This window comes from Gordonia sp. AC31 (assembly GCF_031844505.1).
Classification (GTDB): Bacteria; Actinomycetota; Actinomycetes; order Mycobacteriales; family Mycobacteriaceae; genus Gordonia; species Gordonia hongkongensis.
The window spans coordinates 20,788-46,280 of sequence record NZ_JAUZVK010000007.1; the positions used below are offsets into that span (position 1 = coordinate 20,788).

At 67.2% G+C, this 25,493-nt stretch carries 23 protein-coding genes; 21 read left to right on the forward strand and 2 right to left on the reverse strand.

Annotation, left to right across the window (positions count from 1 at the left end):
• Window positions 1-41 precede the first annotated feature (41 nt).
• The 7 genes from nadB (at window position 42) to Q9R39_RS10390 (ending at window position 6,973) form a co-directional block, all read left to right on the forward strand.
• Entirely contained in the window at window positions 42-1,691 is a 1,650-nt protein-coding gene (gene nadB, locus Q9R39_RS10360) for an L-aspartate oxidase (RefSeq protein WP_311277447.1), read from the forward strand.
• A gap of 54 nt (window positions 1,692-1,745) precedes the next feature.
• Window positions 1,746-2,783, forward strand: coding sequence for an alpha/beta hydrolase (locus Q9R39_RS10365; RefSeq protein WP_311277448.1), 1,038 nt, complete (start codon window positions 1,746-1,748; stop codon window positions 2,781-2,783).
• A gap of 178 nt (window positions 2,784-2,961) precedes the next feature.
• Window positions 2,962-3,786: a hypothetical protein gene (locus tag Q9R39_RS10370; protein WP_311277449.1), complete on the forward strand. Its 825-nt coding sequence runs from the start codon at window positions 2,962-2,964 to the stop codon at window positions 3,784-3,786.
• A 164-nt stretch (window positions 3,787-3,950) separates the two neighbouring features.
• A complete protein-coding gene (locus Q9R39_RS10375; RefSeq protein ID WP_004020389.1) occupies window positions 3,951-4,244 on the forward strand; it encodes a metal-sensitive transcriptional regulator in 294 nt (97 codons plus the stop codon).
• A gap of 52 nt (window positions 4,245-4,296) precedes the next feature.
• A complete protein-coding gene (locus tag Q9R39_RS10380) occupies window positions 4,297-4,503 on the forward strand; it encodes a heavy-metal-associated domain-containing protein (protein ID WP_010843166.1) in 207 nt (68 codons plus the stop codon).
• 2 nt (window positions 4,504-4,505) lie between these two features.
• Window positions 4,506-4,688: a hypothetical protein gene (locus Q9R39_RS10385; protein ID WP_311277450.1), complete on the forward strand. Its 183-nt coding sequence runs from the start codon at window positions 4,506-4,508 to the stop codon at window positions 4,686-4,688.
• On the forward strand, window positions 4,685-6,973 hold the full coding sequence (locus Q9R39_RS10390; protein WP_311277451.1) for a heavy metal translocating P-type ATPase: 2,289 nt from the start codon (window positions 4,685-4,687) through the stop codon (window positions 6,971-6,973). Before Q9R39_RS10385 ends, Q9R39_RS10390 begins: the two co-directional genes overlap by 4 nt.
• An 86-nt stretch (window positions 6,974-7,059) precedes the next feature.
• On the opposite strand, the gene Q9R39_RS10395 is transcribed toward Q9R39_RS10390, so the two are convergent.
• Window positions 7,060-8,532, reverse strand: a complete 1,473-nt coding sequence (locus tag Q9R39_RS10395) for an FAD-binding protein (protein ID WP_058253803.1) — start codon at window positions 8,530-8,532, stop codon at window positions 7,060-7,062.
• Window positions 8,533-8,672: 140 nt separating this feature from the next.
• Here Q9R39_RS10395 and Q9R39_RS10400 point away from each other — a divergent pair, with 140 nt between their 5' ends.
• The 13 genes from Q9R39_RS10400 (at window position 8,673) to Q9R39_RS10460 (ending at window position 23,840) form a co-directional block, all read left to right on the forward strand.
• Window positions 8,673-10,256 carry a molybdopterin-dependent oxidoreductase gene (locus Q9R39_RS10400; RefSeq protein ID WP_078112610.1) on the forward strand — a complete coding sequence of 528 codons (1,584 nt, stop codon included), beginning with the start codon at window positions 8,673-8,675 and terminating at the stop codon, window positions 10,254-10,256.
• A gap of 352 nt (window positions 10,257-10,608) precedes the next feature.
• The gene (locus Q9R39_RS10405; RefSeq protein ID WP_058253805.1) at window positions 10,609-11,697 is read left to right on the forward strand and encodes a Re/Si-specific NAD(P)(+) transhydrogenase subunit alpha; all 1,089 of its coding nucleotides are present in this window, start codon (window positions 10,609-10,611) and stop codon (window positions 11,695-11,697) included.
• A complete protein-coding gene (locus Q9R39_RS10410; RefSeq protein ID WP_058253806.1) occupies window positions 11,697-12,002 on the forward strand; it encodes an NAD(P) transhydrogenase subunit alpha in 306 nt (101 codons plus the stop codon). The genes Q9R39_RS10405 and Q9R39_RS10410 overlap by 1 nt, the downstream gene beginning before the upstream one ends.
• 20 nt (window positions 12,003-12,022) lie before the next feature.
• The gene (locus Q9R39_RS10415) at window positions 12,023-13,549 is read left to right on the forward strand and encodes an NAD(P)(+) transhydrogenase (Re/Si-specific) subunit beta (protein ID WP_058253807.1); all 1,527 of its coding nucleotides are present in this window, start codon (window positions 12,023-12,025) and stop codon (window positions 13,547-13,549) included.
• Window positions 13,550-13,669: 120 nt separating this feature from the next.
• Window positions 13,670-14,245 carry an ABATE domain-containing protein gene (locus Q9R39_RS10420; RefSeq protein ID WP_058253808.1) on the forward strand — a complete coding sequence of 192 codons (576 nt, stop codon included), beginning with the start codon at window positions 13,670-13,672 and terminating at the stop codon, window positions 14,243-14,245.
• Window positions 14,246-14,559: 314 nt separating this feature from the next.
• Window positions 14,560-15,945 carry an MFS transporter gene (locus Q9R39_RS10425; RefSeq protein ID WP_311277452.1) on the forward strand — a complete coding sequence of 462 codons (1,386 nt, stop codon included), beginning with the start codon at window positions 14,560-14,562 and terminating at the stop codon, window positions 15,943-15,945.
• A 32-nt stretch (window positions 15,946-15,977) separates the two neighbouring features.
• On the forward strand, window positions 15,978-16,448 hold the full coding sequence (locus Q9R39_RS10430) for a DinB family protein (protein WP_311277453.1): 471 nt from the start codon (window positions 15,978-15,980) through the stop codon (window positions 16,446-16,448).
• Window positions 16,449-16,454: 6 nt separating this feature from the next.
• Window positions 16,455-17,645, forward strand: a complete 1,191-nt coding sequence (locus Q9R39_RS10435) for an aminotransferase class I/II-fold pyridoxal phosphate-dependent enzyme (RefSeq protein ID WP_311277454.1) — start codon at window positions 16,455-16,457, stop codon at window positions 17,643-17,645.
• A gap of 96 nt (window positions 17,646-17,741) precedes the next feature.
• Window positions 17,742-18,173: a nitroreductase family deazaflavin-dependent oxidoreductase gene (locus Q9R39_RS10440; protein ID WP_311277455.1), complete on the forward strand. Its 432-nt coding sequence runs from the start codon at window positions 17,742-17,744 to the stop codon at window positions 18,171-18,173.
• A gap of 220 nt (window positions 18,174-18,393) precedes the next feature.
• Window positions 18,394-19,785: an HNH endonuclease gene (locus Q9R39_RS10445; RefSeq protein ID WP_311277456.1), complete on the forward strand. Its 1,392-nt coding sequence runs from the start codon at window positions 18,394-18,396 to the stop codon at window positions 19,783-19,785.
• Window positions 19,786-19,897: 112 nt separating this feature from the next.
• On the forward strand, window positions 19,898-20,350 hold the full coding sequence (locus Q9R39_RS10450; RefSeq protein WP_311277457.1) for a DoxX family protein: 453 nt from the start codon (window positions 19,898-19,900) through the stop codon (window positions 20,348-20,350).
• Between the two features lie 97 nt (window positions 20,351-20,447).
• Window positions 20,448-21,455 (forward strand): YdcF family protein, encoded by a 1,008-nt coding sequence (locus Q9R39_RS10455; protein ID WP_058252307.1) that lies wholly within the window; start codon window positions 20,448-20,450, stop codon window positions 21,453-21,455.
• A gap of 135 nt (window positions 21,456-21,590) precedes the next feature.
• A complete protein-coding gene (locus tag Q9R39_RS10460; protein ID WP_078113292.1) occupies window positions 21,591-23,840 on the forward strand; it encodes a bifunctional SulP family inorganic anion transporter/carbonic anhydrase in 2,250 nt (749 codons plus the stop codon).
• 67 nt (window positions 23,841-23,907) lie between these two features.
• Here Q9R39_RS10460 and Q9R39_RS10465 read toward each other — a convergent pair whose 3' ends face one another.
• Window positions 23,908-24,483, reverse strand: coding sequence for a TetR/AcrR family transcriptional regulator (locus Q9R39_RS10465; RefSeq protein WP_058252305.1), 576 nt, complete (start codon window positions 24,481-24,483; stop codon window positions 23,908-23,910).
• Between the two features lie 78 nt (window positions 24,484-24,561).
• Between Q9R39_RS10465 and Q9R39_RS10470 the strand changes: the two genes are divergently transcribed.
• Window positions 24,562-25,386: an alpha/beta fold hydrolase gene (locus tag Q9R39_RS10470; RefSeq protein WP_058252304.1), complete on the forward strand. Its 825-nt coding sequence runs from the start codon at window positions 24,562-24,564 to the stop codon at window positions 25,384-25,386.
• Window positions 25,387-25,493: the final 107 nt, after the last annotated feature.

Genomic DNA, 25,493 nt, shown 5'->3' on the forward strand with positions numbered 1-25,493 from the left:
AGGGCCGGCGGCACCCTGAGCCGCGGCGAGAGGCGGTTGACATGAGCGGGTTCACTCGCGGACTGACCGGGACCGCGGAGACGGTCCGCGCCGACCTCGTGGTGGTGGGTGCCGGAATCGCCGGACTGACGGCGGCGCTGTGGGCCGCCCACGAGGGGCTCCGGGTCGTCGTGCTCAACAAGGGGCCGGGCTGGGACGTGACGAATGCGGAGCAACCCACGTCCACGTTCTACGCGCAGGGTGGTGTCGCGGTCGTGATGCCCGGCGCGGAGACGGGAAGCTCGGACAACGCCGATTCCGTGGACCGACACCTCGCCGACACGGTCGCCGCCGGTGCCGGTCTCACCGATGCCGCGGCGTCGGGCCTCATCCTCGCCGACGGCTGGGACTCGGTGTCGGCCCTGATCGGCTGGGGTGCCGAATTCGACCGGGACGCCGACGGCCTGCTCCTGCGCACCCGTGAGGGCGGCCACACCCGCCGGCGCATCATCCACGCCGGCGGCGACGCGACCGGGGCCGCGATCCAGCGCGCGTTGCACGAGGCCGTCCGGCAGACCGCCGGCGGAGACGTGCCGCCGATCCGGTTCCTCGACGACACGATCGCCACCGCGATCCACCTCGACGACGGCCGGGCAGTCGGTGTCGCGTGCCTGCGCGACGGCCGTCCCACGTCGGTCCTCGCCCCGACCGTGCTCCTCGCGACCGGCGGGGCGGGGCACCTCTACGCCGCCACCACGAATCCGGCGGGCGCCACCTGCGACGGCATCGCGCTGGCACTGCGCGCCGGGGCGCAGGTGGCCGATCTCGAGTTCATCCAGTTCCACCCGACGATGCTCTACACCGCGGGCGCGCGGGGTCGGCGGACCCTCATCAGCGAGGCGGTGCGCGGCGAGGGCGGACGGCTCATCGACGTCGACGGCCGGTCGGTCACCGCGGGCGTCCACCCGATGGGCGATCTCGCTCCCCGCGACGTGGTGGCCGACGCGGTGCAGACCGCGATCGAGCTCACCGGGCACCCGTGCGTGTATCTCGACATCGCCGACGTCGGCGACTTCGAGACACGCTTCCCGACGGTGACCGCCGGTGTCCGCGCTGCCGGCCTCGACCCCGCGTCCGGACGGATCCCGGTCGTCCCCGGCGCGCACTATCTGTGCGGCGGGGTCGTGACCGACGAGTCGTCCCGCACCGCGGTCGACGGGTTGCTCGCGGCCGGCGAAGTCGCGCGGACCGGGCTGCACGGCGCCAATCGGCTGGCATCGAACAGCCTGCTGGAAGGCCTGGTGATGGGCCGTCGCGCGGCCGCCGTGGCAGTCGCGCGTCGCGAGATCCCGGTCCCCGAACGCGCCGAACTGAAGGCCGAGCAGCCGGTCCCCGTCCTGGACCGCGAACAGCTCCAGAACATGATGACGCGTCATGTCGCGCTACGACGGTCGGCTGCCGGTCTCGCCGAAGTCGCCGCGACGCTCGCCGCCGCGCCGCGTCGGACGGCCGACTCGGTACGCGACATCGAGGACGCGGCACTCACGCTCACCGCGTCCGCGGTCGTCGCCGCCGCTGCCGCGCGTACCGAATCCCGCGGAGCGCATGTCCGCACGGATTACCCGTTGACCGCCGACGTGGCGGAGTCGCGGGTGTTCCGGATCGTCGACGGCGAACTGCGGGAGGCCCGTCCCGTGGGCCTGCCCGGCTGAGCGGACCGGTCAAGTCGACGCCTCCGGGGTGCTGTCGGAGATAGATTGACCCCGATGACCCAGATCTCAGCAGACGGTTCGGGGCCCCAGGGCGGCCCCGATCGCGACGGCCCCGATTCCCGCGCCCCTGTTCCCGGGGGCCCGGAACGAATCACCCTCGAGCTCGGACACATCACCCTGCATGCGCTCGCGTGGGGTCCCGCGGCCGGTCCGGTGGCCGTGTGCCTGCACGGATTTCCCGACTCGGCATGGACGTGGCGGCATCTCGGGCCCGAACTCGCCGGTGCCGGGTACCGCGTGGTCGCCCCGTTCACACGCGGTTACGCACCGTCGGAGATACCGGAGGACAACGACTTTCACGTTGCGGCGCTGGCCTACGATGCGCTGGCGGTTCATCGCGCGGTCGGAGCCGGCGCCGATGCCGTCCTGATCGGGCACGACTGGGGCGCGATGACGGCGAACGCGGTGGCGCACCGCGAAGACAATCCCTACGCGCGGGTGGTCTCGATGTCGGTCCCGCCGGTTCCGGCGGTCCGGCGCTCGATCGGAAGTGGGGTCGACGGCGTCAAGACGCTCGCGCGTCAGGCGGTGATGAGCTGGTACATCGCGTTCAATCAGCTGCCGTGGTTGCCCGAACGGACTCTCGACCGCCTCATCCCGCTCCTATGGCGCCGCTGGCGGCTCGATTCGGTGGCGACCCCTGTCCGGCCCGACCACCGACTGGACGTCGACCACGCGCTCGCGGCGCTGCCCACACGTGCCCATCGGACAGCCGCGCTCGGGTACTACCGCGCACTTCGGCGGCCGCGGACCCATCCTCGGTACGCCGCGTTGCGGAACGACTGGCTGGGCGAATCGCGTTCTCCCACATTGTATTTGCATGGTGCAGACGACGGGTGCATGCAGTCGCGTCTTGCGGACGCGGTCCGCGAGGTGTTGCCGGCGGGCAGTGCGGCCGCGGTCGTCGCCGGGGCGGGCCATTTCCTGCACCTCGACCAGCCGGACGAGGTGAACGCGAGGATCCTCGCGTTCCTCGGTTCGGACGCGCGGGGCCAAGAGGGTGGCACCGGACCGGCCCGCTTCGTACACTGACCCGCGGGATCTTCACCACACCGTGGCCACCGGGGGAGGGCCACCGCAGAAGCGCATGCCGGGGGGCTTGCCACCGGGCGGCAGGAAGCCGACGGGTACGAGAAGACGACCGTGCGCGCCACACGGGTGTGGTCGCGCGAAGATCTCGCGGCGATGCAAGGCATGAAGGGGAGTCCGTATGAACGGCGAAGGCTGTTGGTCGACGGTGGTGTGCCGGCCGACCGAACGCGCGGCGCTGGGGCTGTCGGGTGACTCCGATTGGTTGCTGCAATGCCGTCTGGCGATCGGCCACCGGGGCAATCACGCCACCGACGCGAGCACCCACCCGCGGCACGACCGCCGGCTGTGGCTCGAATGGAACGACTTCGACGACCGCGCGCAGTCGCTCATCGAACGCAATCCGTGCCCGGTCCCGTCCCCAGAGGGCGCCGGATGCGTGTTCTTCGCCGGGCACGGCGGCCCGCACTTCTATGCGCGCAGCAACGGCCACGCACCGTCGGTGATGACCGGCGCGAGCGCTTCCAACCCGCAGACGGTCGCGCCTGATCACGCCGTCGACCCTTTGCGTCAGCCGCCGCAGATGGGTTCGTCACGGATGGGTTCGCACCGCCTGCCCGACTCGCACCCGGCTGCCCTGCCGACGCAACCCCCGGCGGCCGAGCCCGAACCGGGTGAGTACCGCGGCGGACGCCGGTCGACCAATGCCGAGCCGCTGGCCGCCGAGGACTACCACGGCCGACGCCACCGGACCGACGGCTACGACGTCGCCTACTCGCCGGCGCCGGACCCCGGCAGATCGTTCGACGGACAGGCCGGCATCGGCCCGTCCGTCCGTGTCCCCGATTCGGAGACGACGGGCATCGCGCCGCGGAACGTCCCGGCCGTGCCCGTGCCCGACCCCACCGCTCCGGGATTCGACGCGGCGCGTGTTGCCGCCATCGGGGACGCACTCGACGAGGTCGCCGCCGCCCTGGCCAAACTGGCCGCAGCACTCCGCTCGTAGGGGTATCCGAAAAGCCACGAGACCGCTGGTTCTCAGAGAGCAGTAGTTGGGCTGCTCCGAGCACAACGGGTTCGTTCCGCATACGGTAGGGGGGTACCGTTTCGGGTTCGGCGGTGGTATACCTGGTCGGGCATACCCTTGAGGGGTATCCGGACGGGAGAATCATGGACGAGCACCAGCACGGCTACATCGGCCGGAAGGATGACTATCTGCGCCGCCTGAAGCGCATCGAAGGTCAGGCGCGCGGTCTGCAGCGGATGGTGGAGGAAGACACCTACTGCATCGACATCCTGACGCAGGTGTCGGCGATGACCAAGGCGCTGCAAGCGGTCAGCCTCGGGCTCCTCGAAGAGCACATGGCTCACTGCGTCGTGCATGCCGCGCAGGAGAGCGACGAGGCCGGCAAGGCCAAGGTCGACGAGGCCATGGCCGCGATCACCCGCCTGGTCAAGTCCTGACCGTCCTTCCTGATCCATCCCCGTTGACTTCGACGATCCGAGGAGTATCCGCATGAGCACCACCAGCACCTACACCGTCACCGGCATGACCTGCGGCCACTGTGCCGCGTCCGTTCGCGAGGAGATCGAGGCGCTGCCGGGCGTGACCAGTGTCGAGGTCACCGTCGACGACGGCTCGGTGCGGGTCGCGGCCGACCGTGAACTCGGTCGAGACGAGGTCGCGGCCGCCGTCACCGAAGCCGGCTACGCACTGGTTTGACCATGAGATCCGTTGCCACCGGGCCCCTGGCCTACGTCGTCGCGCTGATCGCGGTCTTCGTGATCGCGTTCGGCGTCGGGCGTGCGTGGGGCCCCGACGTGGAGCCGGTGACTCACCACGCACCGTCACACGGCGTCGTCACCGGCGAACCGACATCCGACCCGCATGAAGGTGGTCACCCATGACCGCGAGTACCGGACAACTGGTCGACCTCGACATCACCGGCATGACCTGCGCGTCCTGCGCCAACCGCATCGAGCGCAAGCTCAACAAGATCGACGGTGTGACCGCGTCGGTGAACTACGCGACCGAACGTGCCCACGTCGAGGTACCTGCGGGTCTGGCGCCCGGCGACCTCGTCGAGGTGGTCCGCGCGGCCGGCTACGACGCATCGCCGATCGTGCCCGATTCGTCGGCCTACGCTCCGGAACACCCGGGAGCGGGGTCCGGCGATCCCGAATTGGACGGTCTCCGGCAGCGCCTGATCGTCTCCGCGATCCTCTCGGTGCCGGTGATCGCGCTCGCGATGATCCCGGCGCTCCAGTTCACGTACTGGCAGTGGTTGTCCCTGACGCTCGCCGCGCCGGTCGTCGTGTGGGGGGCCTACCCGTTCCACCGCGCAGCGTGGATCAACCTGCGCCACGGCGCCACGACGATGGACACCCTCGTGTCCGTCGGCACCCTCGCGGCGTTCGGATGGTCGCTGTACGCGCTGTTCCTCGGCACCGCGGGCACGCCCGGGCTCACCCACGGATTCGACCTGCTGCCCCAGCGGACCGACGGATCGTCGCACATCTACCTCGAGGCCGCGGCCGGCGTCACGACCTTCCTACTGGCCGGCCGCTATTTCGAGAAGCGCGCCAAGCGGCGGGCCGGTGACGCACTCGCCGCGCTGATGGACCTCGGGGCCAAGGACGTCGTCGTCCGACGGTCCGACGGTGCCGAGTCCCGAATCCCCATCGCGCAGTTGGCGGTCGGCGACGAGTTCGTGGTCCGGCCCGGTGAGAAGATCGCCACCGACGGAGTCGTCGTCGACGGTGCGTCGGCGGTCGACGCGTCGATGGTGTCCGGCGAATCCGTACCGGTCGAGGTCACCTCCGGCGACTCGGTGGTCGGCGCGACCGTCAACACCAGCGGTCTGCTCGTCGTGCGTGCGACCGCTGTCGGTTCCGACACCGCGCTCGCCCAGATGGCCCGCATGGTGACGGCGGCGCAAGAGGGCAAGGCCGACGTCCAGCGACTGGCCGACCGGATCTCGTCGGTGTTCGTCCCGATCGTGATCGCGATCTCGCTTGCGACCCTGGGCTTCTGGCTCGGCGTGGCGTCCACGACCGACTTCGCCGGTGGCGATGTGACCTTCGCGTTCACCGCCGCCGTCGCGGTCCTCATCATCGCGTGCCCGTGCGCGCTCGGACTCGCCACTCCGACGGCCCTGATGGTCGGTACCGGGCGAGGGGCACAGCTGGGCATCCTGCTGAAGGGCCCGGAGGTGTTGGAATCGACGCGACGCGTCGACACGATCGTGCTGGACAAGACCGGCACCGTGACGACGGGTGAGATGTCGCTGTCCGGGATCACCGTGGCCGACGGCTATGCGCGCGAACAGGTCCTGGGCTGGGCGGCATCGGTGGAGTCGGGATCGGAACACCCGATCGCGGCGGCCATCGTCGACGCGGGACGCGACCACATCGACTCCCGCGTCCGTGATTTCGTGTCCACGCAGGGCGCCGGTGTCGCCGGGATCGTCGGCGACCGGTTCGTGACAGTGGTGTCGCCGAACACGATCGACGCGTCCCTGCCACCGCCGCTCGACGATGCGGTGGTCGTCGCGGAATCCGACGGCGCAACCGCGGTCGTCGTCCTGATCGCCGAGGATTCCTCCGAAGAGCCTGCCCGACAACCTGTTCCCGTCGCGGTTCTCGTGGTGGCGGACCGGGTCAAACCCTCGTCGGCCGCGGCGATCGCCGAGTTCCGGCGACTGGGTCTGATTCCGATGTTGCTCACCGGCGACAATGAGGGCGCCGCCCGGGCCGTGGCCTCGAGTGTCGGAATCGACGACGTCACCGCCGGGGTCAGTCCGAAGCGGAAGCTCGAGGTGATCGCCGAACTGCAGGAGCAGGGCCACGTGGTGGCGATGGTCGGGGACGGGATCAACGACGCCGCGGCGCTTGCGCAGGCGGATCTCGGCCTCGCGATGGGTACCGGCACCGACGTCGCGATGGCCGCCAGCGATCTGACGATCGTGAGCGGTGACCTGCGCGCGGTGGCCGATGCCATTGCTCTGGCGCGTCGAACCCTCGGCACCATCAAGGGAAACCTGTTCTGGGCCTTCGGGTACAACGTCGCGGCCATTCCTCTCGCCGCCGCCGGGATGCTGAATCCCATGATCGCCGGCGCGGCCATGGCGCTCTCGTCGGTGTTCGTCGTCGGCAACAGCCTGCGACTCCGCGGGTTCACGCCGCGGCGCTGATAGGAAACCGCCCTCGCCGGCTACGCCGACGACTCCTCGTCGTCTATGGTTCGCCGGCGGGCGGTTTTCGATCGGGTGCCCGACCGTCAGGCGCTGGTGGCGACCCGTGCGGCCGCGTGCCGCCCGGCGCGCCGGCCGAAGTAGGAGCCCTCGCCCAATTGCGTTCCGCTGCAGTATCCCTTGCAGTCCTGCGCGATGTTGGTGGCACTGGCCCCGGCGGCGTAGAGCCCGCGGATGACGGTGCCCGACTCGTCGAGCACCTCGCCGTCCAACGACGTCGCCATACCGCCCATGGTGAACCCGGCGTACATGGCCTTGCCGAGCGACAGGTCGTATGCCGCCCACGGTCCGGTGTCCTGGGGCTCGAGGAACTCGGGTGCCTTGTGGAAGTCGGGGTCTTCCTTCTTCGCTGCGTTCTCGTTGTAGCGGGCCATGGTCGCCTGCAGCTTGCCCTCGGGGATGCCGAGGTCCCGCTCCATCTCCTCGATGGTCTCCCAGCCGTCGATCAACGGGACCAGGTAGTTCTGCTTCTCGTTCATGTGCGACTCGTTGACGATGAGGTAAGCCACCGAATCAGGTTGCTCGAGAACGAATCCCGATGTCCGCGCATGGTAGGAGTCCTCGGTGACGAACCGCTCGCCGAATTTGTTCACGATGACGCCCATGACCATGCTTGCGGGCGGGTAGATCGGCGCGGTGATGAACGCCTTGTCCATGTATTTCAGTGCGGCGCCGACCGATCGGCCCATGCGCAGGCCGAGGCCGTCGTCGTAGGTGTTGCCGAGCACGAACGGCTTCTCGGCGAGATGCGGGGTGTGTTCGGCGACCATGTCGGGGTTCATCACGAAACCGCCGGCGGCGATGATCACCGAGTCCGCGCGGATGACGCCCTCGGCGTCGGGCGTCTTCCACGTCACGCCGACGACCGCACCCTGCTCGTCGACGACCAACTGGCGGGCGCCGGTCTCATACCGGACCTCGGCACCCAGCTCGTTGAGACGGGTGACGAGCAGATCGATGACCAGCTTCGCGCCCCCGGTCTCCCCGGGTACCGGGACCTTGTGCCCGCGTGGCGCGGGGACGGCCTGGTTCTTGAACGGCCAGACCTTCTCGTTGCCGGTGAACATCAGTCCCTCGGTACCGGGCTGGATCACGGCCTTCTCCGGATAGAAGCTGCGCTCGAAGGTGAAGCCGAGTCCTTCGAGCCAGTTGAAGTGGTCGACGCTGTCGACGCAGTAGGCGTGGATCTTGTCGGCCTCGGGTTCGATCGACACGGCGGTGAGGTACTTCTCCATCTCTTCGACGGAGTCGTCCTGGCCCGTGGCCTGCTGTACTGCGGTCCCGCCGCCGAGGTAGAAGAATCCACCGGAGAGCGAGGTGGTGCCGCCGGGCGCGGCGGCGCGCTCGAGCAACAGCACACGCGCGCCGTTGGCAGCGGCCTCGGCGGCGGCGCATCCGCCGGCGATGCCGAATCCGATCACGACGACGTCGACCTCGTCGGAGAACTCACTCACCGAATCAAGTGCGACGGTCTCGGGGATCTCGGTGCTGGTAGCCATACCGCTCAGATTAGCGGACAAACTAGAACCTGTTCTAGTCTTGATAACGATTCGTCGACGGGGTGCCGTCGGTGGTCACCGCACGGTCTCGGACCATCCGGCGCACGGCATATTCACAGGGTTCTCCGGTACCAAGGGATATGGCCTCGATCACCACGCGTCACGCATCCTCGCCGGCTCCCGCGCTGGCCGGCGTGGTCGCCGTCGGCGCGGCCCTCGCCGCGGGCGAACTGGCCGCCGTCCCGATCTCGCCCGACGCCTCCCCGTACTTCGCAGTCGGCTCGTCGGTCGTCGACCATTCGCCCGAGGCCGTACGCAAGTGGGCCATCGAGACGTTCGGCGTTGCCGACAAGCTCGCCTTGTTCATCGGGATGGGCATCATCATCGCGGTGCTCGCGGCGGCGTGCGGATACCTCGAACGACGACGACCTCCGCTCGGCTCGGTGATCATCGGAGCCTTCGGGTTGGTCGGGATGCTGGCCGCACTCAACCGTCCCGATGCCGGTTGGACGCACGCACTGCCGTCGATCATCGCCGGCGTCGTCGGGATCGTTGTGCTGCGCGTCCTCATCGCGCAGCTACGTCCCAAGGGGGCGGAGTCCCCCGAGGCGGATCCCGACGCCGCGGGCGACGAGCCCACATCGGCTGTGCGGTCGGGTTTCTCGCGCCGCTTCGTGCTCACCGCCGGCGGTATCGCGGCCGCCGCGGTCGTCGTCGGTGTCGTGGCCCGGCGAGTGCTCGCCGACACTGCGGGCGTCGTCGCCGACCGCGCCCGAGTGCTGTTGCCGCGTGCGGCGAGCCAGGCGCCGCCGATCCCGGCCGGTGCGCAGCTCGAGCTCTCGGGTGCAACCCCTTTCATGACCAGCAACGCCGACTTCTACCGCATCGACACCGCGTTGCAGGTTCCGACGCTCACGACCGACGAGTGGCGACTGCGGATTCACGGGGACGTCGACCGCGAGGTGACCCTGTCCTGGGACGACCTGCTCGCCATGCCGATGACCGAGCGGATCGTGACGCTCGCCTGCGTGTCGAACGAGGTCGGTGGCGACCTCGTCGGCAACGCCAAGTGGCTGGGGGTGCCGATGCGCGAGGTCCTCGATCTTGCCGGGGTCAGGCCCGGGTCGGACATGTTGCTGTCCACGAGTGTGGACGGATGGACCTGCGGCACACCGATTTCGGCGGTGACCGATGGGCGCGACGCGCTTCTCGCCGTCGGGATGAACGGCTCGCCGCTTCCCCTCGAGCACGGATACCCGGTCCGGCAGGTGGTGCCGGGGCTGTACGGGTACGTCTCGGCGACCAAATGGGTCATCGACTGGGAGATCACGCGGTTCTCCGAGGCCAAGGCCTACTGGACGACACGCGGGTGGTCGGCGCTCGGCCCGATCAAGATGGCGTCGCGCTTCGACCGTCCGGCCGATGGCACCGAGCATCCGGCCGGGGAGGTCGTCGTGGCCGGCACCGCATGGGCCCAGCACACGGGCGTCGAGCGCGTCGAGGTGCGCGTCGACCAGGGGCCATGGCAACCCGCGGAGCTGACGACGGAGTACAGCATCGACACGTGGCGGCAGTGGCGGTTCGCCTGGCAGGCGACCAAGGGCAACCACACCCTCGAGTGCCGGGCGATCGACAAGCAGGGCAAGCCGCAGATCGAGCGCTATCAGGCACCGGCACCCGACGGCGCGAGCGGACTCGACGACCGCACCTACACCATCGTCTAGGGCGACGCGGAGCCCAAGCCCGGAAAGACTCGGCAGGCCAGCGGGACGACATCTGTACAGACACCTGTCCAGAAATAGCGAAAACCGCAGCGTCAAGGGTTGAGTGAGGTATCTGACTCACCTGAGCTGTCGCTGAGAGCGCATGTTATGTTCATCGCACCTTTATGTGAGCCGGGTGACAGCCATCCTGTCCCATCCGAGCACCTCGTGACCTGCGTCAGGTCGTCCGCTGCGCCCACACATGGCGGAGCTGCACGATCTGGAAGCGGGTCACCTCGTTGACAAGACGCGCCGAGTCCTGGCGCCGAACCGCGGCGCTGCTCGATGGCGCCGGACCAGACAGGTGAGATAGATGACAGTGGGTGTCGTGCGCGAGACGGCCGAGGGAGAGCGCCGGGTGGCGCTGGTCCCGAAGGTCGTCGCCGCGCTGGTGGGCAAGGGTGTGCCCGTCGTGGTGGAGTCGGGGGCCGGTCTCGGCGCCCTGATCCCCGACGAGGCGTACACCGAGGCCGGTGCGACGATCGGCGATCCATATGGGTCCGATGTGGTCCTGAGGGTGTCGCCGCCGTCGGATGCGGAGATCGCGAAGCTGCGGAGCGGGCAGAAGCTGATCGGCTTTCTCGCGCCGCGCAACGCCGACAATCAGATCGCCACGTTGCGGGAAGCAGGCGTGGAGGCGTACGCGGTGGAAGCCATTCCGCGTATCTCGCGCGCCCAGGTGATGGACGCGCTGAGTTCGCAGGCGAATGTCGCAGGTTACAAGTCGGTCGTGGTGGCCGCGGATGTGTCGACGCGGTTCTTCCCGATGCTGACCACGGCGGCCGGCACGGTGAAGCCGGCGACGGTGCTGGTCCTGGGTGTCGGTGTGGCCGGGCTGCAGGCCTTGGCCACGGCCAAGCGTCTGGGTGCGCGGACCACCGGTTACGACGTGCGTCCCGAGGTCGCCGAGCAGGTCCGTTCGGTCGGCGCGCAGTGGCTCGATCTGGGCATCGACGCCGCCGGTGAGGGCGGGTACGCCCGTGAGCTCACCGACGACGAGCGCGCGCAGCAGCAGCAGGCTCTCGAAGACGCGATCAAGGGTTTCGACGTGGTGATCACCACTGCGCTGGTGCCGGGTCGTCCGGCTCCGCGTCTGGTGACCGCGGCCGCGGTCGAGGGTATGAAGCCGGGCAGTGTCGTCGTCGACCTCGCCGGTGAGACCGGCGGTAATTGCGAGCTGACCGAGCCGGGTCAGACCGTCGTGAAACACGACGTCACCATCGCCGCTCCGCTGAACCTGCCGGCCACGATGCCGGAGCACGCCAGCGAGCTGTACTCGAAGAACCTGCTGGCGCTGATCGAGCTGATGCTCGACGACAACGGCTCCATCACACCGGATTTCGACGACGAGGTCGTCGCGGCTGCGTGTGTCACCCGTACCGAGCAGGAGGTGTCTGCCTGATGTATGCCGGTCTTCTCGCGAATCTCGCGATCCTGGTGCTCGCCGGGTTCGTCGGTTTCGCCGTCATCTCCAAGGTCCCCAACACCCTGCACACTCCGTTGATGTCGGGCACCAACGCCATTCACGGCATCGTCGTGCTCGGTGCACTGGTCGTGCTGGGCAAGTTGCCCGCCGACGCCGGGTGGGGTGTGCGCATCATCGCGTTCGTCGCGCTGGTGTTCGGCACGCTCAACGTCATCGGTGGCTTCGCGGTCACCGACCGGATGCTGGGCATGTTCAAGGGTAAGAAAGAGGTGGCCAAGTGAACGGCTCCCCAGAGACTTCTGTGTCACAGCTGGTACTCGCGGCGGGTGCGCATACCCCGAGTGAGGGCGTCGGCTACCTGGTGACCGCGCTCTACATCGTCTCGTTCTCCCTGTTCATCTACGGTCTGATGGGTCTGACCGGACCGAAGACCGCGGTGCGTGGCAACTGGATCGCCGCGGTCGGTATGGGTCTGGCCGTCGCCGCAACGTTGCTTTACGTGTGGAACGAAGGAGCTGTCGGCTCCGACGGGCACTCGACCGAGGGCGTACCGACGATCAACTGGGTGCTCATCGCCGTCGGTCTGATTCTCGGTGTGGCGCTGGGAATTCCGCCCGCACTCAAGACCAAGATGACGGCCATGCCGCAGCTGGTGGCGCTGTTCAACGGCGTCGGCGGCGGCACCGTCGCGCTCATCGCGTGGGCCGAGTTCATCGAGACCTCCGGGTTCTCGTCGTTCCACAACGTCGAACCGGCGTCGCCGCTGGTGATCGGTTCGCTGATCGCCGCAATCATCGGGTCGGTCTCGTTCTGGGGTTCGCTGGTGGCGTTCGCGAAGCTGCAGGAGATCATGCCCAAGGGGCTGGAGAAGACCTTCGTCTCCAACGCGAAGCTGTTCCAGGCCGCCAACATCGTGCTGCTGATCGTGGCGCTGGGGCTGGCGATCTATCTCGGTGTCAACGCCTCCAACGGTGGTGGCGCGAGCGTCTGGTGGATGGTCGGAGTCCTGGTCGCCGCGGGCGTGATGGGTCTGTTCGTGGTGTTCCCCATCGGTGGTGCGGACATGCCGGTCGTCATCTCGCTGCTCAATGCGATGACCGGTCTGTCGGCTGCGGCCGCGGGTATCGCGCTGGACAACACGGCGCTGATCGTGGCCGGGATGATCGTCGGCGCGTCGGGTTCGATCCTGACCAACCTCATGGCCAAGGCGATGAACCGGTCGATCCCCGCGATCGTGTTCGGTTCGTTCGGTGGTGGCGATGCTGCTGCCGCGGGCGGTCCGGGTGCGGCCGGCGGCACCGTCAAGGCGACCTCGGCTGCCGACGCCGCGATCCAGATGGCATATGCCAACCAGGTCATCGTCGTCCCCGGTTACGGTCTGGCCGTGGCGCAGGCCCAGCATGCGGTCAAGGAGATGGCGAAGCTGTTGGAGGCCAAGGGTGTCGAGGTCAAGTACGCGATCCACCCGGTCGCCGGTCGCATGCCCGGGCACATGAACGTGCTGCTGGCCGAGGCCGACGTCGAGTACGACTCGATGAAGGAGATGGACGACATCAACGGCGAGTTCAGCCGGACCGACGTCGCCATCGTCATCGGCGCCAACGACGTCACCAACCCCGCGGCGCGCAATGATCCGAGTAGCCCGATCCACGGCATGCCGATCCTCAACGTCGACGAGGCGCGATCGACCATCGTGCTCAAGCGGTCGATGAGTTCGGGTTACGCCGGTATCGAGAACCCGCTGTTCTTCGCCGACGGCACCAGCATGCTCTTCGGCGACGCCAAGAAGAGCGTCGACAGCGTCATCGAGGAACTCAAGGCGCTCTAGCGTTTTCGTGACCAACCGAGGCCCCGGCAACCGTTCTGGTTGCCGGGGCCTCGGCTGTTTCTCGGCGGGGAAACACCTCGATACGTTGAATCGAGCACCGTCACCTGTCAAGATGGTTATGTGTCGGGTTTTGTGTTCGTCAGCGGGCGGTCGAGCCTCGATTTCGCGGGTACGATGCTGTGGCGTCGAACCATACGTACCGAACTCCTCGGCGACTCCGGTGACCTGTCCCGGTGGTTCTCCGAAGCGGGACTCTTCGACCTGGTGGACGATCCGGACACCGTGGACATCGAGTACGCCCGACGGGTTCGTGAGGCGATCTACGACGTGGTGGTCGGTTGCCTCGGCTCCGGCGACGACACGTCCGTCGGCAGGAGGAACTTCGATCCCGAGTCCGCTGCCGTGCTCAATTCTGCTGCCGCCACGCCTCTGCCCACTGTCACGCTGGACATCGACGGAATGGCGAAAGTGACAGGGACGACTCGTAATGGATTGAGTCTGCTCGCGCGGGACGCCATCGAGTTGCTCGCGTCCGCCGACCTCGCCAAGATGCGCGAGTGCTCGAACCCTGACTGCACCCGGTTGTTCGTGGACGTGTCGCGCGGCGGCTCACGGCGGTGGTGTGGCATGGCTGAATGCGGCAATCGCAAGAAGGCGGCGGATTATCGACGCCGCCACAAGGAACTCTCCACCTGAATCCTCTCCGCGAGGAAGTTCTCCCGTTACTCGGTCGATCATCGCCGGTGCCGGGTCCGCACGATCCTGCGCCCGGACGGTCGTCGGGCGCGGGTGGCCGCGCAGCCGTGTTACGGCGTCATGACGGCTCTGAAACGACGGAAATACCTGGTAGTGCCGCGTATCCGAATTTGAGTAACCCCCTTGACAGGTGACGAATCGAAGGTACACACTCGGTGCAATCCGTAACCGGTTAAGCCGGTGACGGAGTCCCGGGAAGTCATCTACGGTGCGCCGCTGCGCCGTCTCCTTCTGTCGAGAGAGATCGAACTCCATTGACGAAACCACCACTCGCGGCCTCGACGACCGCGCCCACGACCCTCACCCCAGCCGAAGTCGCCGGTCGTCTGGAGCGACTGCCCTGGTCGCCCGTGCAGCGAAACCTGTTCCTGGTCATCGCAACTGCGTGGTTCTTTGATTCCATCGACCTGGGGGCGATGACCTTCTTGCTCTCACCCATCAGCGACCACTTCGATCTCAGCCCGGCGCAGACCGGCGTACTGGGGAGTGCGAGTTTCGCCGGGATGTTCTTCGGTGCCATCGGCGCAGGAGCGCTGGCCGACCGGTTCGGTCGCCTGCGTGTCTTCAAGTGCAGCATCGTGATCTGGGGGCTCGCCAGCGTCGGCCTCTCCTTCGCTTGGTCGTACGAATCGATGCTGGCCTTCCGGTTCGTGTTGGGAATCGGTATGGGTGCTGAATTCCCGGTCGCTGCAGCAATTCTCGCCGAGTTCATGCCGTCGTCGAAACGCGGCCGGTATGCGGCCCTGCTGGAGGGGGCGTGGCCGCTCGGATTCATCTCTGCCGGCGCGCTCTCCTATCTCCTGGTCGCCTCGCAATTCGGTTGGCGGGGCTTCTTTCTCATGCAGGCCGGGCTCGCCGTGATCGCGTTGATCGTCCGCAGGAACTTGCCTGAGTCACCGCGGTGGCAGATCGCCAGGGGTCATGAGGCGGACGCCGAACGAACGCTCAGCGCCTTCGAGCAGCGGGTGCAGAAGGCCACGGCCGAACCACTTCCCGACTACACGCCGATTCCGGACGCCGGACCCGGCACGGCGCGTGGCGGGTTGCGAGCGCTTCTCGACGTCCGCAACCGAGCACGCACCTTGACCGTGTGGGCGGTGTGGTTCTGCCTGATGACCGGTTACTACGGGTTGACCACGTGGATCGGTAAGCTCCTCACCGACAGCGGTCTGGATGTCGCGAAGAGCATCGGATTCGTTCTGGCCATGGCGCTCTGGGGGATTCCCGGGTTCCTGTCCGCCGCCTATCTCATCGAGCGTCTCGGGCGTCGATACTGCCTGGCGGGATACACCGTAGGTTCTGGAATCGCCGCCTTCTTCTACGGCCAGAGCTCGGGCACCGTCGAGCTCATCGTTGCCGGCTCCTTCCTGCAGTTCTTCTTCTTCGGCATGTTCTCCTCCATTTTCGCCTACACGCCGGAGCTGTTCGCCACCAACAGCCGAGGCACCGGCGTCGGATCAGCCACGGCAATGGGTCGCCTCGGCTCCGTGTTCGGTCCGCTCGCCGTCCCGGCACTGCTCGGCTTCGGCGGAACCGGACTCGTATTCACGACCAGTGCGGTGCTTTTCGCCATCGGCGCGGGCGTCGTCCTGACCATGCTGCCCGAGACGAAGAACGCCGTACTCGAGCAGATCGACTGATCCTCACCACACGAACCACAGAAAGTCATCAGATGAACACCGAGGAATACCTGTACTTCGTGCATCGCGCCTTCGCGGGGATGCTCGACGCGCTCGGCGAGATCGGCGACGACCAGGCCAATCAGGCACCGCCCCTCTCCGGGGCGAACCCGCCGTGGGCCATCGCATTCCACTGCACCGAGGTCGCCGAGTACTGGATCGGGCACCTCATCGCCGGCCGACCCAGTGATCGCAACCGAACGGCCGAGTTCACGGCAAGCGGATCGATCGACGACCTCCGACGGCGGATCGCCGCACTGGAGGACCGACTGAACGGTGACCTTGCAGGCTTCGATCCTGATGCGCCGCTGCGGAACACCCCGCCGAGCGACTACGAGGGTCCGGCTCGTCCACTGTCGCCGATCGGTGTGCTGCTGCACGTGCTGGAGGAACTCGCTCAGCATCACGGGCAGATCGAACTGTCTCGCGACGCGCTGACGGCCCCGGCCGCAGGACGGCGGTGATCGGCCATGCCCATGAGCAGCCGGACTCGTTCGGCGCATCCAGGTTTCGATGACCTCGAAGTCACTCGACTCAGCCGGCGGCCGGGCGTCAAATGGTCTCGTGCGCGCGCCGACGGGACTATTCCGGCATGGGTCGCCGACATGGACTTCCCCATCGCACCGCCGATTCGCGACGCGCTCGTCGAGTCGATCGAGAAGGGGGATCTCGGATACCCCGACTGGCTGGGTGGGACACCACTCCGTAAAGCGTTCGCCCGGCGAATGGCCGACCGATACGGATGGGTCGTCGACCCCGCGCGGGTGCGCGAGCAGACCGACCTCATCCAGGCATTGCAGTTGCTCCTCAGGCTGAGTACCGGTCCGGGCGACGCGGTGGCGATCCAGACTCCGAACTATCCTCCCTTCCTCGCGACGCTGGCGAGGATGGGACTGCAGACTGTCGACGTGCCTTTTCGCCGAACGTCGTCGGGATGGTGTCTGGACTTCGACGAGTTCGAGCGGGCGCTCGAGCGTCGACGGCCGAAGGCGCTCGTTCTCGTGAATCCGCACAACCCCACCGGTCGGGTGCACTCCCGGGCGGAACTGACCCGAATCGCGGAGCTGGCGGAGAGGTTCGACCTCCTGGTCATCAGTGACGAGATCCACGCAGACCTCGTGTATCACCCGCACGGCCACATTCCCTTCGGATCGCTCGGCGATGAGGTGGCGGCACGAACGGTGACGATCACCTCGGCGGGCAAGGCATTCAATCTGGCCGGGTTGCGCTGCGCAGTCGTCCACTACGGGTCGTCGGAGCTCTTAGGCCGCCGCGATGCGGAGCCGCCGGATCTCTACGGGACGGTGTCGGTGCCGGGGGTGGTCGGGCATGTCGCGGCGTGGGAGAAGGCATCGGACTGGCACTCCGACCTCATCCGTGTGCTGGATCGTAACCGGAGGCGGGTACACGAATTTCTTGTCGGCGAAGTTCCCGAGGCCGTGCATCACCTTCCCGAAGCCACATACCTGAGCTGGGTGGACGTTTCGGCGTATGGGCTCGACGATCCGGTGGACACGATCCGTCGCCGCGGTCGCGTTCTCGTCGACGGCGGCCGCGGATTCGGTGAATCGAGTGCGGAGTATGTGCGGATCAACTTCGCCACCTCGGAGTCGATTCTCGAACAGATCCTGGAAGGAGTAGCTGCCGGACTCATCCGGTGACTCTCGTCGAGATGAGGACCGGTCAGGAATCGAGAAGCCGCCGGCTGCGCCATCACCGTACTGTCGGTGCATCGCCTGATCTCAACGGAGGAAAGCATGTCTCTGTCACTTCGGTCCCTGTCGCTCTGGTACCAGCGAAGGACCAACGAGCGCACCGTCGCCCGCATCCGCAAGAAGTCCGAATCGATGTGGGGGATGGAGATGCTCATCCTGCGCACGACCGGTCGACGCTCAGGTCTCGCGCGCGAGACACCACTCAGCTGGTTCCCCGACGGCGACGACTGGCTGGTCGTCGCATCGGGCGGCGGCAAGCGGAATCCGGACTGGTTCGCCAACCTGACCGCCCATCCCGATGGCGTGTCGGTCGAGCGACACGGGGAGGCCCCGGTGCCGGTGACGCCGGTCGTCCTCGGCGCGGACGAACGCAGCACGGCGTGGAAGCGGGTTGTCGAGGCGCAACCCCGATACGCCAAGTACCAGAAGAAGTCGTCACGCGAGTATCCGCTCGTGAGGCTCGTCGCGCGTTAGTGATCGGTGGTCCGAAACGGGGGCGGGTAGGTGCTGGGCGCGACGGCAGGCGGCGCGGTCAACGGGCAACTCGAGAGTGTTCCGCGGAACACTCGTGACCTCGGGTTGAGCCCCGAAAGACTGTCGGTGCCGGGCGATACCTTGTTCCTGTACTTCTCGCTCGGTTCAGGGGGTTGCGTTGGGGGTCAGTGCTTTTCGTTCCGGTGGAGATGCGTCGTCGATGTTCGATGATGCGGATCCGGTCTTATTGTCGGATGAGGTGCTCGAGGCGCGGGTGCTGGGTTACGCCGCTCAGATCACGGCGCTGACAGCGAACTTCCTTGACCTGGTGGCGGAACTGGATGAGCGGGAGTCGTGGCGGGGGCCGGGGATTCATTCGCTAGCGCACTGGTTGTCGTGGAAGGCCGGCATTGCACCGCGAACGGCGCATGAGCAGTTGAGGGTCGCCAAGGCGATACGAGAATTGCCGGTGATCCGCACGGCGTTTCGCGAGGGTCGGTTGTCGTATTCGAAGGTCCGCGCGTTGACACGGGTGGCTACACCGGAGCGTGAGGCGGAGTTGGTGAATCTGGCGTTGTCGGCGACGGCGAGTCAGTTGGATCGGGCGGTGCGGGCGATGGGCCAGATCGATCGCGACCGTGGCGTCGAGGAGGAAAGCCGGCCGCCGGTGGAGTCGACCGGTCGGTGGAAGTGGAACGATGACGGGTCGTTGTCGGTGTCGTTGCGGTTGAGTCCGTTGGATGGTGCGCGGTTCCTTGCTGGGTCGGTGCGGGCGGAGTATGAACGCACCCGGACCTGCGATGACCCGGATCTGCCCACTGTGGAGAGTGTTCCGCGGAACACTGAAGCCGGTTCGGCACCTGAGGATTCGGAGGTGGTTCCGTCTCGGCGTCGGGATCTGTGGCGGCAGGTGCCGTCGAATGTGGCGCCGGCGGTGGTGGCGATGGCCGACATGGTGCATGACGGGATCGCGATGCCCGATCTTGCGCCAGGTGCGGAGATCCTGATTCATGCCGGTGAGGGGGTGGAGTCGGCTCATCTCGATGATGGTCCGGCGTTGTCGGAGGCTGAGGTGGCCGAAGCACGGTGTGGTGCGTCGACTCGGGAGGTGGTGAGCCGTAGGGTTCCCGGGCGGCCGGGGAAGTTGGCGTTGTTGGGGGTGGGGCGTCGGAAGCGGGCGCCGAACAAGGCGTTGGTGCGGGCGTTGTTCGTGCGGGATCGGTGTTGTCAGGTGCCGGGGTGTGGGCGGACGCGTCATCTGCATGCCCATCATGTGGTGTTCTGGTCGGCGGGTGGGCGGACGGATCCGGACAATCTGATCTTGTTGTGTGGGTCGTGTCATCGGGCGTTGCATCGGGGCGAGTTTGCGATCATCGCGCATGGGTTGCAGCGGTTCACGTTTCAACGCCCGGACGGCGCCGAGATCGAGGTGGCGCCGCTGACGTCGAAACCGAGTGGGTGGCAACCGAACCCTGCGATAGGTATCGACGCGACGGTCCCGATCGGTGGGGGTCGGATGGACCTCGGTTACACCACCGAGGTGCTCTACGCCGTCTGGGAGTGGAAGGAAAGCAGGTCCTATCGCGCCGACCCAGCCAGGTCGGCGGCGTAGTCGTCGATCGTCGTCGAGATAGACGGCTCCGGGCCGGTTCGGCGATGAGTTCTGGCGAGTACGGGTGTCTATCCCTGCACAACACACTCGCATCACTCGCCAGGAGAACATCATGAGCCGCAACACCGTCACCGCAGGCACCGCCGACCCGGCGGCCACGGCCGCCGCCGATCCGCAACCCGTCCGCAGGAACTGGCGTCGCACAACGGGAATCGTCATCAGTGTGCTGATCGGCGCCTTCTTGGTCTTCGACATCGTGATCAAGCTGACGCGTCCGCAGGAGGTGGTCGATTCCATGGCGAAACTCGGTTTCCCGATCGACCAGGCGCTTGTCATGGGTATCGTCCTGCTGGTCTGTCTCGTCGTGTTCGCAATCCCGCGCACCGCAGTCCTCGGCGCCCTGGGGATCACGGCTTACCTCGGAGGCGCGGTCACCGCCAACATGCGAATCGAGGCACCGCTGTTCGACACGGTCTTGTTCGCGGTCTACACCGGCGTGCTGATGTGGATCGGGCTGGTCCTGCGCCGCCCTGAGTTGCTGAAGGTGGCCGGCCTGAAGCGCTGAGCGTCGCCGCTGCCCGGCCCCGCACCCGTTACTGATCTGGGATCGGACGGGTGCGGGGTCGTTGTGCATCTCTCGTACCGTTACGCGAGTGACTGGTGTGACCAGAGTGAAGCGCAGGAAACTGGCGGCGGCAGCGACGATCGCGGTCGCCGCCCTCGGCGGGGTGGCGGTCGGGACGTTGCCCGGACCGGACGCCTCGGTTGTGACGACGGCCTCCGCGATCGACCCGGCCGGCCTGTACAACAGCGCGCAGTCGAAGTTCGCCGGAGGTGACGTCGCGGGCGGACTCGAACTCCTCCAGCAAGTCCTTGCGGTGGCGCCGGCCGATACCGACGCGCTTGCACTCCAGGCGATCTGGTCGGACCAGGTCGACGACGTCGTCGCAGGACGCTCGGCCCTGAACCGGTTGTCGATGATGAATCCGTCCCTGGCGACAACGGCCCGCAACATCATCTCGGGCGTCGCGACCGCCGCGCAGATCGTCCCCGACACCACTCCCAAGGCGGTGTCGGGACGCCCGGCGATCGTCGTGCTCGGGTACGGCTTGAACGCGAACGGAAAGATGGCGCCGGAGCTCGTCAATCGCGTCTCCGCGGCGAAGGCACAGGCGGAACTGACCACCAACACACCGATCGTCGTCACCGGAGGGGTGCCGAAGAAGGGCATCACCGAAGCAGCCGCGATGCGGACCTGGCTCGTGGACAACGGTGTCAGTGCGGACCGGATCCTCGTCGAGGACAAGTCCGGGTCGACGGTCGCCAATGCACAGAACACCGCCGAGATCCTGCGCGCACAGGGAATCCGGGACATCGTTCTCGTCACGTCGCCCAACCACATCCGGCGCGGGGCGGCAGACTTCGGTGCCATGGGTCTGCGCGTCGTCGGGACACTCACCACCGCGACGGACCTGGAGAAGTACCGGACACCGCTGGCCAAGGCGCAGCAGACCGGCATACGTGTGGAGGCCACCCGGACCGCGCGTATCCCGGCTACCCATGAGCCCGGGCTCCTGCCGCAGAACCTACCCGAGACCGGCCCCGGATTGATCCCGGAAATCGGCGGCCGGATCCTCCAAGAGCTCCTGAAGGCGGGATCGTCGGCCTGACGGGCCGATCTCCTCGCACCGGGCGGCCGAGTCCGGTGAAGTGAATCACAGTGTTGCGCTGCTGCCCTGCGGTTTCACAGCTTCCCGATGGCAGAGTTCATCTGGAGTCAACAAACCGTCGGTAAGTTCGGACATATGCGAACAAAGGGGAGTCGGGGCCCCCGAATTCGCGAGGTGGTGCGGTACGACCTACCGGCATCTCTCGTCGTTTTCCTTGTGGCCCTGCCATTGTCATTGGGCATCGCGATCGCATCGGATGCCCCCGTGCTCGCCGGTCTCATCGCCGCGGTCGTCGGCGGGATCGTCGCCGGTCTGATAGGCGGTAGCGCACTCCAGGTTTCAGGACCGGCCGCGGGCCTGACCGTGGTGGTCGCCGACATGGTCGCCAATTTCGGTTGGCGCGTTACATGTTTCATCACCGTCGGTGCGGGTGCGTTGCAGATCCTGTTCGGCCTGAGCCGGGTCGCAGGTGCCGCGCTGGCCATCGCTCCCGTGGTCGTCCACGCGATGCTCGCCGGGATCGGCATCACGATCGCGTTGCAGCAGATTCACGTGCTCCTCGGCGGCAGCTCGGCCAGCAGTGCATGGGAGAACGTGACGTCGCTGCCGGCCGGGATCGCCGACATCGAGACGTCGGACGCGCTCGTGGGAGGCACCGTGATCGCGCTTCTCCTCATCTGGCCACTGATGCCCTCGGCGGTGCGCAAGGTGCCGGGACCGCTCGTCGGTATCGTCGGGGCGACGGCACTGACCATCGTCTTCGGCCTGGACGTCGAACGGATCAGTATCGACGGCAACTTCTTCGAAGCGATTACGCTTCCGGAACTACCGGACAGCAGTTGGGGCGCAGTGCTTCTCGGAGTGTTGACGGTCGCCCTGATCGCGAGTGTCGAGTCCCTGCTGTCAGCGGTCGCGGTGGACAAGATGCACACCGGCCCACGCAGCGATCTCAACCGGGAGCTGCTCGGTCAGGGCAGTGCGAACATCACCTCCGGGATGCTCGGCGGGTTGCCCGTCACCGGAGTGATCGTGCGCAGCACCACCAACGTCAACTCCGGGGCGCGAACGTCGGCCTCGGCGGTGATGCACGGCGTGTGGGTGCTCGTCTTCGCGGCACTGCTCACTGGTCTCGTCGAGCAGATCCCCATGGCCGCGCTGGCCGGCCTGCTAGTGGTCATCGGTATCCAGCTGGTCAAGCTGGCGCACATGAAGATCGCGCTGCGGACGGGCGACCTGTGGGTGTACGTCATCACGGTGCTCGCGGTCGTCTTCCTCAACCTGCTCGAAGGCGTCGCGATCGGTCTGGCAGTGGCGATCGGACTCGTCGTATGGCGGGTGGTTCGCGCCGAGATCACCTCGCAGGCAGGCAGTACCGACGACAAGCGTCAGTGGACCGTACGTGTTCGCGGCTCACTGAGCTTCCTGTCGCTGCCGAAACTGAACAAGGCGTTGTCGCAGGTGCCGGACGAGGCGCACCTGACACTGGAACTCGACACCGACTTCCTCGATCACGCGGCGATGGAGATGCTCGAGGACTTCCGTTGGGCGCACGAGGCCGGCGGCGGCACGGTCCTCCTGGTGGAGAAGGGTCGCGCTCGGCTCGTCGACGCCCCTCGACGGCCACCGCGGCGCCACACGTCCGGATTCGCCGGTCTGACGCCGTGGCGTAACCGAACCGGGTCGCAGGCGTCCGCGTCCCCGGACCGCCCGGCCGCACTCAGATCGGTTCTCGGCGGCGTCGACGAGTACGAGAACGAGCACGCCGACGCCCTCCGCGCCATGCTCGCCGATGTCACCGAGTCTCAGGATCCCGACTCGTTCTTCGTGACGTGTGCCGATTCGCGATTGATGCCGAACATCATCACGGCGAGCGGCCCGGGGGACCTCTTCACGGTGCGCAACGTGGGCAATCTGATACCGACCGACAGCGACGACGACGTATCCGTGGAGGCCGCACTCGAATTCGCCATCGGCGAGTTGGGTGTGTCGTCGATCGTGGTCTGCGGCCACTCGTCGTGCGGGGCCATGCATGCGCTGCTCGACAGCGAACAGGTCGATGTATCCGACCTCCCGGCCGGATCCGAGAGCACGCCGATCCAGCGATGGCTCAAGCACGCGATCCCCAGCCGGGTGGCCTTTCGGCACGGACACCCCGCCGGGCGCGCCGCGGCCGAGCTGGGACTGGCCGAGGTCGACCAGCTGGCCGTCGTGAACGTGGCCAAGCAGATCGAGACCCTGGCGCGGCACCCGCTCGTCGGGCGCGCCGCAGCAGAAGCGCGGCTACGCATCGTCGGTCTGTACTTCGACATCGCCACCGCGCGGGTCTACGAGGTCACCCAGCAGAGCATCGCACCGGTCGTCGAGGCGGCAGCCGCGCGACCGTGAACGCCGGTCGGAAAGGCGCCGTCCGTGGACGAGTGTGGGCTGAGGCGCCGGTGTCGACGGTCTGTTGCTACGAGCCGACGGCCGCCTGCACGGCCGCCTGCACGCCGTGGCCGGCAACGACGATCGGTTCGATGGAGCGCAGGGTGCGGCACAACACGAACGCACCTTCCAGCGCGGTCAGCGTGATCAACGCCAGCCGACGACGCTCCGGCTCGGTGATCTCGAGTTGTCCGAACCACGTTGCGAGGCCGGTCAACCAGCTCTCGAAAACCTCGGCCGATTCCAGCCTGAGACGCTCGTTGGTACTCGCGACCTCCAGTGCGATGGTCTCGATGGAGCAGGCCTCGCTGTAGTCCTGCGACTCCAACAGTTTTCCGGCGTTCTCGAACAGCGTCGGGATGCCGGTCAGGGGGTCGGTCGTCTCCAGCTGGGCGCCGACGAACGCGCCGTAGCGCAACCCTTCGCGTCGGATGACCTCGACGCTGATCGCTTCCTTGCCGCCGGGGAAGTGATGGTAGATCGAACCGTAGGGCGCTTCAGCCGCCGCCGAGATCTGTTTGATGCCGGTGGCCGGCATGCCCTGCCGCCGGTACAGCTCTGCGGCTGCCTCCAGGATCCGGTCGCGAGTAGCGGAATCTGCCATGACGTCTCCATCCCTTGCGCATCGTGCCGATGCCAGCCTATCTTGCTTCTAAGTAGAACGATCTATCTAGGAGGCGACGTGCCCACAGTCGACGTGCCGGCCGGCTCCATCTCCTACGAAGACACCGGCGGTCCCGGGCCGATCCTGGTACTCGGCCACGGGTTGCTGATGGACGGGCGGCAGTGGCGCAAGGTGATCCCGCTGCTTCCCGAATTTCGTTGCATCACACCGACGCTCCCGATGGGGGCGCACACGGAGCCGATGCACGCCGACGCGGACCTCACTGAGACGGGTGTGGCATCGATCCTTGCCGACTTCCTCGATGCCCTCGACCTCGATGACGTGACGCTCGTCCTGAACGACTGGGGCGGTGGTCAGTTCGTGATCTCCCAAGGCCGGGACAAACGCGTTGGGAGATTGGTGTTGGCATCGTGCACGGCTTTCGACAACTATCCTCCCGAGCCGGCGCGTCCCGCGGCGCTGTTGTGCCGAGTGCCCGGCGGCGGGTGGATTCTCACCCGGATGCTGGGCACTCGATTCTTCCGGCACAGCACGCGGGCGTATGGCGCGCTGACGAAGTCGGGGATCCCGGACTCGCTGTTCGACGAGTGGTTCCGCCCCGCTGTCGAAAACGCATCGATCAGAAGGGATCTGGTCAAATTCGCCACAGGCGCGCCCTCCCGCCGGAGGCTGCTCGAACTGTCGGACATGATGCGGCGGTTCGATCGCCCGGTGCTCGTGGTCTGGGCAATCGAAGACCGGATGATGCCCCTGGAGCATGCGGACCGCCTCGTCGAGCTCTTCCCGGACGCATCCAAGGTCGTCGTCGACGATTCGTGGACTCTCATCCCGGAAGACCAGCCGGAGGCGATGGCCGACCTGCTGCGCGGGTTCGTCAGATGACGCGTCGTCGTCGCCCCGCCGGGGGCGGTACCGAGTGTGCCGTGTCGCCGACGATGTAGCTCGCCTGCCTTTCGATGCCGAGCGCCGAAGCGCAACGGCCGATTGCC